Genomic DNA, 11,113 nt, shown 5'->3' with positions numbered 1-11,113 from the left:
GGATGGTTAGCCCGTCAGAACCCGTAGACCAGCGTGGCGCGGCTCAGTGTATCGACGGATCGATTGCGGGTCGGCGCGGCGCTTTCATACTGGACGTTGTACGAGAAGCGCGCCTTCAGCGATCCGATGATCGTCGTGTCGAGTGCGGTGACCGACGTGGCGCTGCGCGCGTCGGGTTCCAGGTACAGCGCGGCATTCTGGGTCAGGACCAGCTTAGGAGCGATCGTCCACGTCATCGCCATCGATCCGCGTCCGGCGATGCCGGTTTCGCCGGGCAATCCGACATAGTCGGTGCGGCGCAGCGCCGGCCCGCCTTCGAGGTCCAGCCGGGCCGGGCCGGTGCGGAACACGCTATACCCCATGCCGCCGCCCGCGGTGAGGCGGGTGGTGTAGCCGAGCAGCCGGTCGCGCTCATACTGGCCCAGGCCGTAGACGTAGAGCTGGTCGTCGATCTTGTAGTTCGGCTGGTAGCTGGCGTTGGCGCGTTCCGTGCTGGTGATGCCGCGGGTGCGCTGATAGTCGATCCGCGCGGACAGCTTGTGCCGCCAGTCGATCCCTTCGCGGTTCGCGGCCGCCGCGACGTAGACGCCCAGCGCATCGGTGTTGCCGGTCGACCGCGACGCGCCGAGTTCGACCTGCCCCTTCCAATAGTCGAGCGGCCCGGCGAGCAGCAGCGCGTCGCGTTTCTCGCGTGCTTCGCGGGCCTTGCGGGCCGCGACGCGCGCCAGATACGCCTCGTTGATGCGATCGATCTGGATCGCGGTTTCGGGGTTGGTGATCTTGGCGAACCGCACCACCGCCGCGACGGCGGCCGGATCGCCGCTGCCGACCGCTGCGGTCACGACGGCGCGGATCTCCTCCGGCAGGACCGGCGGGGCATCGGCCGGGCGACGCGGCGTGAGCAGCGGCAGCGGATCCGGCGGCGGCGGCAGGAAGAACACCAGCACGGGGGGCACGGGCGGCGGCGGTGCCGCCGGGTCCAGCAGTTCGGCCGGCAGGACGAGGCCCTGCACGGCGATCAGGATCAACGGGGTCATCGGCTACTCAAGTGACGGGTGGCAGGTAATCTGCGAACTCGCTTAGCACGTTGCGGTAGAGTTCCGCCTTGAACGGCACGATCATGTCGGGAAGTTCGCGCGCTTCGGCCCATTTCCAGGCGCGGAATTCCGGGTGCGGTGTTTCAATGTCGATTTCGCCGTCCGTGCCGAGATAGCGCATCAGGAACCAGACCTGCCGCTGCCCCAGGAAGCGCCCGCGCCACAGCGTGTCGGCAAGGGCGGCCGGCAGGTCGTAGCGCAGTTCGCCGCGCGACCGGGCGACGATCTCGACCAGCCGGGCGGGGATGCCGGTCTCTTCCTCCAGTTCGCGCAGTGCGCCGGCTTGCGGATCCTCGCCCGGATCGAGCCCGCCCTGCGGCATCTGCCAGGCGTCGAGCGTGGTATCGAGGCGTTGTGCGACGAACACGCGGCCGTCGCGGTTGAGCAGCATGATGCCCGCGGCGGGACGGTAGCGGTCCTGGTCCATCGTCACGAGGCCTGCGCCATGACGCGCGTGGCCTCCGCCTCGGCGATCATCGGTTTCAGGACGGCCAGGCAGCCGGCCAGATCGCCGACCGACGACGGGATCGCCCGGCGCAGGTTGATGAACCCGTGAATGTTGCCCACCGCCTCGCGGTAGATCGTCGGCACGCCGGCCCGGATGGTGGCCGCCGCATAGGCGCGCCCCTGGTCGCGGAGCGGATCGAGCCCGGCGGTGACGACCAGCGTGGCCGGCATGCCGACCTGCGACGCGATCAGCGGCGAACCGCGCCAGTGGGCGACGTCCGGCGCATAGCTCTCGTGGAACCACGACATGCCTTCGCGGGTCAGGAAATAGCCGTCGGCATATTCGTCGAATGACGGATATTCGGTCGCCTTGTCGACCGCGGGATAGATCGGCCACTGCGCCACCATCGGCACCGCGGCCGGCCGATCGCGCAGCGCGAGCGCGGTGACGACGGTCAGCGTGCCGCCCGCGCTGTCGCCCGCCAGCACGAGCGACGTAATGCCGAAGCCGAGTTCGGCGGGGGCGGACGCGACCCAGCGAGCCGCCGTCTCGCAATCGTCGGGGGCGGCGGGCCAGGGATGTTCGGGCGCGAGCCGATAGTCGACGGCGACGACGGGTATGTCGAGCACGCGGGCGATTTCGGCGCAGGCCGGGTCGTGCGTATCGAGATCGCCGATCACGAAGCCGCCGCCGTGGAAGAAGACCATCACCGGCCCCGGTGCGCGCGCGGGCCGCGGATCGTACAGCCGCAGCGGAAGTGTGGAGCCGTCGGCGCGCGGGCAGGACAGGTCGCGCAGCACCGCCAGTTCGCCGGTATCCAGATCGACCAGCGGCCGCGAATCGCGCATCTGCAGGCGGGCGGCCGCAGCGCCGATCTCATGGCTGCGCGGGCCGGGCAGCGCGTTCAGATAATCGAGGAAGGCGCGCACGTCGGGACGGACGGAAGGCGGCGCGGCGGCGGGTGGGCGGGTATCGAGCAGGGTCGGGTCGGTCATGCACTTCTCTCCACCGGGGCGCGTGCCTACCTAGTCCGCGATGCTGCACGTCGTCCACCACCCAGCCTATGTTTCGCCCCCGCCGCCGGGATCGACCTTCACCTTCGACAAATATGGTCTGGTGATGGAATTGCTGGCGACCGGCGGGCATCCGCATATCGTCCATTCGCCGGACCCGATGCCGCGTGACTGGGTGGAGGCCGTGCACGACCCAGCCTATGTCGAGGAAGTGCTGTCCTGCACCGTGCCCGCGGACAAGAGCCGGCGGATCGGTTTTCCGGTGACCGAACGCGTCGCCCGACGTGCGCTGCTGTCGCCGGGCGGTACGTGGCTGGCGGCCAAACTGGCCATGACGCACGGCTATGCCGCCAATGCCGCGGGGGGCAGCCATCATGCGCTGTACGATACGGGTGCGGGCTATTGCGTGTTCAACGACCTGGTCATCGCGGCGAACCGGCTGATCGCGGAGCGGGACGCGGACCGCATCCTGATCCTGGACCTGGACGTGCATCAGGGGGACGGAACCGCGGCGCTGACCGCCGGACGCGACGATATCTTCACGCTGTCGATCCATGCGGCGAAGAATTTTCCGGTCCGCAAGGCCGTGTCGTCGCTCGACATCGCCCTGCCGGACGGTGTGGACGATGCCGCCTATCTGGCGATCCTGGACGAACATCTGCCACGCGTGATCGACGGGTTCGCGCCGGACCTGATCCTGTACCAGGCGGGGGTCGACCCGCACCGCGACGACCGGCTCGGCCGGCTGGCGCTGAGCGACGAGGGGCTGGCCGCGCGCGAACGCTATGTGATGCGGGCCGCCATGGCGCGCGGGTTGCCGGTCGCCAGCACGATGGGCGGCGGGTACGGGAACGACCGGCTGGCGGTGGCGGCCCGCCATGTCGCGGCGATGACGACGCTGGCGGCGGCGCGCGACGGATAGAAGGCGCGGGGGATAGAAAGCGCTGGGGGATAGAAAATGCGGCATGGGACGTTCCCACCGCCTGTCGATACGGAGCCTGTCCCCATGCCCACCCCATCCATCGTCTGGTTCCGTCAGGACCTGCGGCTGGCCGACCAGCCGGCGCTGGCCGCCGCGGCGGAAGCCGGGCCGGTGGTCGCGGTCTATGTGCTGGACGATGCGGCGGCGGGCGCATGGGCGATCGGCGGGGCACAACGCTGGTGGCTGCACCACAGCCTGACCGCGCTGGCGGCCGATCTGGCGAAGCACGGCGTTCCGCTGGTCCTGCGGCGTGGCGATGCGGTGGCGGAGATCATGGCGGTGGCCGAGGCGGTAGGCGCGGACATGGTCCACGCGGTCCATCACTACGAACCCTGGTGGAAGGATGCGGAGGCGGCGCTGGCGGAGAAGCTGACGGTGACCCTGCATGGCGGGATGCTGCTGGCCGATCCGGATACCATCCGGACGGGGTCCGGTGGGCGATACCGGATGTTCACGGCGTTCTGGAAGGCACTGCGCGAACGGATGCCGCCGCCGGCACCGCTGCCCGCGCCGAAGGGCATGAAGGGTTTTTCGGGGAAGGTCGCATCGGACACGCTGGCGGACTGGAAACTGTTGCCGACAGCACCCGACTGGTCGCCCGGATTTGCGGACTGGACGCCGGGCGAGGCCGGGGCACAGGCGGCGCTGAAAGCGTTCGTGCCCAAGGTCGCGGCCTATGACCATGCCCGCAACCTGCCGTCCGAAGAGGGGACGTCGCGGCTGTCGCCCCACCTGCATCATGGCGAGATATCGCCGGCCGCGGTGTGGCATGCGGTGGCCAAGGCGAAGGGCGACGCCGAACCCTATCTGCGCGAAGTGGGCTGGCGGGACTTCACGTCGAACGTGATCGATATTTTGCCGGAATATGCCGACGCCAACGGGCGGGCGGCCTATGATGCGCTGCCGTGGCGGACGGGCACGCAAGCGGACGCCGATTTCAGGGCTTGGACGGAGGGGCGGACCGGTTATCCGCTGGTCGATGCCGGTATGCGGCAGTTGTGGAAACATGGCTGGATGCACAACCGCGTCCGCATGGTCGCGGCCAGTTTCGTCATCAAGCATCTGCTGATCGACTGGCGGCGCGGGGAGGCGTGGTACTGGGATTGCCTGATCGATGCGGACTACGGCAACAACAGCGTCAACTGGCAATGGGTCGCGGGGACGGGGATCGACTCCAACCCGTTCGGGCGGATCATGGCGCCGCTGACCCAGTCGCCCAAGTTCGATGCCGCCGGCTATATCCGGACCTGGGTGCCCGAGCTTGCCAAGCTGTCCGATGGCGTGATCCACGATCCGGAGGAGGCGGGGTGCCGGCCGAAGGGGTATCCGGCCAAGATCGTCGGCCACCGCGAGGCAAGGGAGCGGGCCTTGCAGGCGGCCAAGGCGGTAACGGGCAAGAGTACGATTCCGGACGACTGACGGGCAATCGGACGTCATCCCGACGGATGTCGGAATCCAAAATCACGACGGTCCCAGACACCTGCGCGCGTAATGAGAAAGGATCCAGACTGTCGTCAGGATGACGGTGGCAGTCGGCAAACCTGCGCCACTTCCGCTTGCATCGCGTCGCATGCGCCGCCACTGAGCCGCGATGCATGCCGATACCCCGCGCCGGGGCGACCATCTCTTGCGGGCCGATCGCGGGTTCTGGACCGGGGGCGGGCGGGCGTCGCGGTGGCTGGCCCCGGCGTTCCACCGCGTGCTGGACAGCGTGGACCGCGGGCTGGCGGAAGGCGCGATCGAGGCGACGTTGCCCGATGGACGGCGGCGGCAGTTGGGCGGGCGGCGGCCGGGGCCGGTCGCGGTCGTTACGCTGCACGACTGGCGGCCGCTGATGCGATTGATGCTGTCGGGGTCGGTCGGCTGGTATCGCAGCTGGGCGGACGGCGAATGGTCCAGCCCTGATCCGGTGCCGCTGTTCGACCTGTTCATGCGTAACCGCGTGTCCCTGGGCGCGACCGCGCGCGCCCGCGGGCTGGGGCGGATCGTCAACCGGATCGCGCATGCGTGGCGGCGAAACGACGCGCGCGGCGCGCGGCGCAACATCGCGTTCCATTACGACCTGGGCAACGACTTCTACGCCGCCTGGCTGGACCCGGGCATGACCTATTCCAGTGCGCTGTTCGGCCATCCGGACGAACCGCTGGAACAGGCGCAGCGTCGCAAGATGCGGGCGCTGCTCGACCGGTTGGAGACGCGGCCGGGCGACAGCCTGCTGGAGATCGGCTGCGGCTGGGGCGGTCTGGCCGACCTGGCGGGGCGCGACTACGGCCTGTCCGTCACCGGGCTGACCCTGTCCGCCGAACAGAAGACGTGGGCCGATGCGCGCGTGCCGGACGGCGTCACGATCGCGTTGCGCGATTACCGGGCCGAGACCGGGACCTACGACGCGGTCGCCAGCGTGGAGATGGTCGAGGCGGTGGGCGCGGAATATTGGCCGACCTATATGCGCGCGATCGCCCAGGCGCTGCGGCCGGGCGGGCGGGCGGCGATCCAGTATATCGCGATCGACGATGCGGTGTTCGACAGTTACGCGGCCAGCGCGGACTTCATCCAGACCTATGTGTTTCCGGGCGGGATGCTGATTTCGGAAAGCCGGTTCCGTGCCGCGGCCGAGGCGGCGGGGCTGGAATGGCGGGACCGCACGGGGTTCGGGCCGGACTATGCCGAAACGCTGCGGCAATGGCGCGTGCGGTTCGATGCCGCCGTGGCCGGGGGGCGTCTGCCGCCGGGCTTCGACGACCGGTTCGTGCGGCTGTGGCGCTATTATCTGATGTACTGCGAAGGCGGGTTCCGCGGGGGCGGGATCGACGTGGCGCAGGTGACTTTGGTGAAGATGGGGTGAGCTGGTTACGAACCTGGTCATCCTGACGGACGTCAGGATCCATTATCATTACGCTGGGAGGTGTCTCAACCGGCGTGATAATGGATCCTGACTTTCGTCAGGATGACGTGATGCGATTTTCGCGTTCCTTCGTCGTCCCGGACTTGATCCAGGACCCAGAGTCATAAGCGCTGCGTCTTGCGTCCCTGGATCCCGGATCAAGTCCGGGATGACGGGGTTAGGGTCAGGAAGCGGTTCGGGCGTCGGGTTGCGATGCGTCAGCCACTACAGCTTCGGCAAGGTCACCCCGCGCTGGCCCATATATTTGCCCGCGCGGTCGGCGTAGCTGACTTCGCAGGGTTCGTTGCCTTTCAGGAACAGGAACTGGCAAGCACCCTCATTGGCGTAGACCTTGGCCGGCAACGGCGTGGTGTTGCTGAATTCCAGCGTCACATGGCCCTCCCAGCCCGGTTCTAGCGGGGTGACGTTCACGATGATGCCGCACCGCGCATAGGTCGATTTGCCGAGGCAGATGACCAGCACGTCGCGCGGCACGCGAAAATATTCGACCGTGCGCGCCAGCGCGAAGCTGTTCGGTGGGATGATGCAGCAGTCGGTCCGGCGATCGACGAAGCTGTCCGGATCGAACTTCTTCGGGTCGACCGTCACCGAATGGACGTTGGTGAAGATCTTGAACTCGTCCGCCACGCGCGCATCATAGCCGTAGGAGGACAGGCCGTAGCTGATGCAGCCGTCGCGCCGCTGCGCCTCGACGAACGGTTCGATCATGCCGTGGGCCTCCGCCTGTTCGCGGATCCAGCGGTCGGATTGGACGGTCATGGGTCTCTTTCTTACTTAGCCATCTCCCCGAAGGGAGAGGGGGCGGGTTGCGCTACACCACTATCCCCAGGTCCTTCGGCCCGAAGGCGTAGGGGATGAGGTCCGACAGATGATGCCGCTCGATCTCGTCACCCGTCGCCGATCCGCAATAGACCAGCAGGTCTCGCCCGCCGATCTGGGCTGCCTCGTTCAGTACCTGGCGGCAGCGCCCGCACGGCCGGATTGGGGCGGTGCCCTCGATCGCGCCGCCGCGGATCATGCCGCCGACGATGCCGATCGCCACGACGTCGCGAAACCGCCCGGCGACGTTCACCGCGGCCAGCGCGACCGTTTCGGCACAGAGCGACAGACCGTAGCTGGCGTTTTCGAAATTGGTGCCGGGCACGATGCTGCCGTCGGTCAGCAGGACGGCGGCCCCGACCGCGAAGTTGGAATAGGGCGCATGCGCGTTTGCCGCGGCGATCCGCGCGGCATCGATCAGCACCTGGCCGGCGATTTCGGCCATCGCGACCTCAACCACGGATGTGCAGCACGCAGATGAGCGTGAACAGGCGGCGTGCGGTGTCGAAGTCCACGTCGATCTTGCCCTCCAGTCGTTCTTTCAAAAGCTCGGCCGCGTCGTTGTGGATACCCCGCCGGGCCATGTCTACCGTCTCGATCTGTTGCGGCGTCGATGCGCGGATCGCCTGGAAATAGCTGTCGCAGATCGCGAAATAATCGCGGATTGGCCGGCGGAACCGGGCCATGCCCAGCACCAGCGTTTCGAGCCGTTCGCCATTCTCCGCCTTGATGTCGATCGCCAGGCGGCCCTCCTCGGTCGCCAGCGCGATGCGGAACGGGCCGGCATAATCCTCTGGATAGGGCCGGAGCGGGCGGAAGTGATTGCTTTCGAGCAGGTCGAAGATCGCGATCCGCCGTTCCTGCTCGACATCCGCGTTGCGCCACAGGATGGTCTTTTCGTCCAGGTCGACGGCGATGATGCGGGGATCGGACATGACAGCCCGTCCGCCTAGCCGAGCGCGCGGCGCGCCGCAATCGCGCCACGGCTTATCCACAGGCGGGCGATAAGCTGTGGGCGCATGGGACCAAGCCGGTTGAGGGCGGGGCCGAAAGCGCCGATGATGCGCGGATGGCCACCGCATTCCCCTATCCCGTCGCATCCCCCGCGCCCGAACAGACGCTGCCCCACAATGTCGAGGCGGAGGCGGCGCTGCTGGGCGCACTGATGATCGACAACCGGTTGATGGAGGATGTGCAGCTGAAACTGCGGCCCGACCATTTCTACGAGTCGCTGCACGGCCGGATATACGAAGCGATCATTCGGATGGTCGACAAGAACATGATCGCCAACCCGGTCACGCTGCGCCCGTTGTTCGACGCGGACAGCCAAATGCGCGAGCTGGGCGGGCCGGGTTATCTGGCGCAGTTAACGGGGTCCGGCGCGGCGCTGATCGGTGCGCGCGATTTCGCGGCGCAGATCTACGATCTGGCGCTGCTCCGCGCGCTGATCGGCGTCGGGCGCGAGATGGTCGAGACCGCGTTCGACACGAGCGAGTCGGTCGATCCGAAGAGCCAGATCGAAGAGGCGGAGACCGCGCTCTACAAAGTGGCGGAGGAAGGCGGCGAGCAGGGGTCGGTCAAGACGTTCGCACAGGCGACGCGGATGGCGGTGGAAACCGCGGAACGCGCGCTGCAATCGGGCGGGCACCTGTCGGGCATCACCACCGGACTGGACAGCGTGAACAGCAAGATGGGCGGTCTGCACCGGTCCGATCTCATCATCCTGGCCGGCCGTCCGGGCATGGGCAAGACGTCGCTGGCGACCAACATCGCGTTCAACGCGGCGATGCGGCTGGTACGTGATCGGCTGGACGGGATCGAGGATGCCAAGTCGGTCGGTGCCGCGGTCGCGTTCTTCTCGCTCGAAATGTCGTCGGACCAGCTTGCGACGCGCATCCTGTCCGAACAATCGGGGATCAGTTCGGAAAACCTGCGCATGGGCAAGATCAGCCAGCAGGATTTCCGCAACCTGGCGCGTGCGGCGGCGGAGCTGGAGAATCTGCCGCTCTATATCGACGACACGCCCGGCCTGACGATCGCGGCACTCCGCACCCGCGCGCGGCGTCTGAAGCGGCAGCGCGGCATCAACCTGATCGTGGTCGATTATCTCCAGCTGCTGCAGGGGTCGGGCAAGTCGAGCGACGGCAACCGGGTGCAGGAGATTTCAGAAATCAGCCGCGGTTTGAAGACCTTGGCGAAGGAACTTCATCTGCCTGTCATCGCGTTGTCGCAGCTCAGCCGCGCGGTCGAGAGCCGCGAGAACAAGCGGCCGATGCTGTCCGACCTGCGCGAGTCCGGCTCGATCGAGCAGGACGCCGACATGGTCTGGTTCGTGTATCGCGAGGAATATTACATCAACTTCGCCAAGCCCAAGGAAGCGAGCGCGGGCGAGGGCGACAGCCTGGCCTCGGTTGCCGATTTCGAGGACTGGCAGCGCAAGATGGCCGAGGCGCACGGCAAGGCCGAACTGGTGATCGCCAAGCAGCGCCACGGCGCAACCGGCACGGTGACGTTGAAGTTCGAGGCGAATATCACGCGATTCTCTGACCTTGCGGACGAGAGTTATCGGTCCTTGGAAGAGTAGGGTTCGCTCAACTCACGCAAAAGGTCGTCATCCCGGACTTGATCCGGGATCCAGAGTTACGGAGGGCAGCACCTGCGTCCCTGGATCCCGGATCAGGTCCGGGATGACGGGGAAGAGCCTCAGAACGCCGGTTCTTCGCCCGGCAGTTCGGTGACGTGGATACCGCATTCCATCTTGTCCCAACCGCGCCAGCGGCCGGCGCGGGGGTCCTCGCCGGGCCGGACCTTGCTGGTACAGGGCGCGCAGCCGATCGATAGATAACCCTGTTCGACCAGCGGATGCGGCGGCAGCCTGTGTTCGGCGAAATAGTCGTCGAGGTCGGCCTTGGTCCAGCTTGCCAGCGGATTGATCTTCAGCCGGCCATAACCGTCCGTCTCGTCATGTTCGAAGCGGGGGAGTGCGGTGCGGGTCTTTGCCTGGAAGCCCTTGCGGCCGCTGATCCACGCGTCGAACCCGGCCAGCGCGCGGGCAAGTGGTTCCACCTTGCGGATTTCACAGCAGCCGTCGGGATCGTAGGACCAGCGCAGGCCGGTCGCGTCGCGCGCCGCGATCAGCGCCGGGTCGGGCCGATAGACTCGCAGGTCGGTGAAGCCGAGCTGTTCGGCCAGCGCGTCGCGGTAGGCGAGCGTTTCGCCGAACATCTTCTGCGTATTGGTGAACACCAGCGGCACGGTGCGGTCGATGCCTGCGACCAGATGCAACAGCACGGCGGACTCCGCGCCGAACGAGGAGACGAGCGCGATCCGGCCGGCAAGGTCGCCGGTCAGCAGGTCGCGCAACATGTCCGCCGTCGATACGCCCTCATAATGCGCGTTCATCGCCGCGACGTCCGCCGCGGTGAAGGCGGGAGCGGTGTCGATCATGTCGATCCGCCGTGCGGGTTCACCCATGACGCAAGGCCCACACGGGGGGGCGGCCGTCGGCGGCCTTTTGATACACGTCGGGATAGCGATCGAGCGCGCGGGCGAGGGCCGTTTCGTCGAGCGGGACGTCCGGCACGAAACTGTCGAAGCCGCAGCGCCGCATCAGGGGCAACTGGTCGATCAGCACATCGCCCTGCGCGCGCAGTTCGCCGGTGTAGCCCGCTTCGCGCAGGATCCGCCCGGCACTAAACCCGCGGCCGTCGCGGAATTTCGGGAAGGCGACCTCGACCAGCGCGATCCGGTCGAGATGCGGCAACAGCGCGCGCGCGTCGTCGGTCGGTTCCAGCCGAACGGCGGTGGCGTTGCTCTGTCCGATGAACTCCGCCAGCGGGGTGGCNGTTC

The 11,113-nt window shown here is 67.5% G+C and carries 12 protein-coding genes; 4 read left to right on the top strand and 8 right to left on the bottom strand.

Annotated features, from left to right (window positions below; translation table 11 throughout):
• Nucleotides 1-14: 14 nt before the first annotated feature.
• From BKY59_RS01700 to BKY59_RS01690, 3 genes are read right to left on the bottom strand one after another with little or no spacing between them, the layout of a single operon-like run.
• A complete protein-coding gene (locus BKY59_RS01700) occupies nt 15-1,037 on the bottom strand; it encodes a DUF481 domain-containing protein (RefSeq protein WP_083671819.1) in 1,023 nt (340 codons plus the stop codon).
• Nucleotides 1,038-1,044: 7 nt separating this feature from the next.
• Nucleotides 1,045-1,524: an RNA pyrophosphohydrolase gene (locus BKY59_RS01695; RefSeq protein WP_076068370.1), complete on the bottom strand. Its 480-nt coding sequence runs from the start codon at nt 1,522-1,524 to the stop codon at nt 1,045-1,047.
• 2 nt (nt 1,525-1,526) lie between these two features.
• Complete coding sequence (locus BKY59_RS01690) at nt 1,527-2,540, bottom strand: alpha/beta hydrolase (protein ID WP_076068369.1); 1,014 nt, start codon at nt 2,538-2,540, stop codon at nt 1,527-1,529.
• Between the two features lie 40 nt (nt 2,541-2,580).
• On the opposite strand from BKY59_RS01690, the gene BKY59_RS01685 reads away from it, so the two are divergent.
• From BKY59_RS01685 to BKY59_RS01675, 3 genes are all read left to right on the top strand, one after another.
• The gene (locus BKY59_RS01685) at nt 2,581-3,480 is read left to right on the top strand and encodes a histone deacetylase family protein (RefSeq protein ID WP_076068368.1); all 900 of its coding nucleotides are present in this window, start codon (nt 2,581-2,583) and stop codon (nt 3,478-3,480) included.
• 84 nt (nt 3,481-3,564) lie between these two features.
• The gene (locus BKY59_RS01680) at nt 3,565-4,959 is read left to right on the top strand and encodes a cryptochrome/photolyase family protein (protein WP_076068367.1); all 1,395 of its coding nucleotides are present in this window, start codon (nt 3,565-3,567) and stop codon (nt 4,957-4,959) included.
• Between the two features lie 172 nt (nt 4,960-5,131).
• Nucleotides 5,132-6,385 carry an SAM-dependent methyltransferase gene (locus tag BKY59_RS01675; protein WP_076068366.1) on the top strand — a complete coding sequence of 418 codons (1,254 nt, stop codon included), beginning with the start codon at nt 5,132-5,134 and terminating at the stop codon, nt 6,383-6,385.
• Nucleotides 6,386-6,649: 264 nt separating this feature from the next.
• Here the strand turns inward: BKY59_RS01675 and dcd are convergent, their stop codons facing one another.
• From dcd to BKY59_RS01660, 3 genes are read right to left on the bottom strand one after another with little or no spacing between them, the layout of a single operon-like run.
• Nucleotides 6,650-7,204 (bottom strand): dCTP deaminase, encoded by a 555-nt coding sequence (gene dcd, locus BKY59_RS01670; RefSeq protein WP_076068365.1) that lies wholly within the window; start codon nt 7,202-7,204, stop codon nt 6,650-6,652.
• Between the two features lie 52 nt (nt 7,205-7,256).
• Entirely contained in the window at nt 7,257-7,709 is a 453-nt protein-coding gene (locus BKY59_RS01665) for a cytidine deaminase (protein ID WP_076068364.1), read from the bottom strand.
• A 7-nt stretch (nt 7,710-7,716) separates the two neighbouring features.
• Nucleotides 7,717-8,199: a UPF0262 family protein gene (locus tag BKY59_RS01660; RefSeq protein ID WP_076068363.1), complete on the bottom strand. Its 483-nt coding sequence runs from the start codon at nt 8,197-8,199 to the stop codon at nt 7,717-7,719.
• A 134-nt stretch (nt 8,200-8,333) separates the two neighbouring features.
• Between BKY59_RS01660 and BKY59_RS01655 the strand changes: the two genes are divergently transcribed.
• Nucleotides 8,334-9,848: a replicative DNA helicase gene (locus tag BKY59_RS01655; protein WP_076068362.1), complete on the top strand. Its 1,515-nt coding sequence runs from the start codon at nt 8,334-8,336 to the stop codon at nt 9,846-9,848.
• 119 nt (nt 9,849-9,967) lie between these two features.
• Here the strand turns inward: BKY59_RS01655 and BKY59_RS01650 are convergent, their stop codons facing one another.
• Together BKY59_RS01650 and BKY59_RS01645 are read right to left on the bottom strand one after the other, a co-directional pair.
• Complete coding sequence (locus tag BKY59_RS01650; protein WP_076068361.1) at nt 9,968-10,738, bottom strand: phosphoadenylyl-sulfate reductase; 771 nt, start codon at nt 10,736-10,738, stop codon at nt 9,968-9,970.
• Nucleotides 10,731-11,099 (bottom strand): DUF934 domain-containing protein, encoded by a 369-nt coding sequence (locus tag BKY59_RS01645; RefSeq protein ID WP_076068428.1) that lies wholly within the window; start codon nt 11,097-11,099, stop codon nt 10,731-10,733. Before BKY59_RS01645 ends, BKY59_RS01650 begins: the two co-directional genes overlap by 8 nt.
• Nucleotides 11,100-11,113: the final 14 nt, after the last annotated feature.

It is taken from the genome of Sphingomonas montana, assembly GCF_001956315.1.
Lineage (GTDB): Bacteria > Pseudomonadota > Alphaproteobacteria > Sphingomonadales > Sphingomonadaceae > Sphingomonas_R > Sphingomonas_R montana.
The sequence above is the reverse complement of the archived record's forward strand: the minus strand, read 5'-3'. Positions and strand labels throughout refer to the sequence as shown.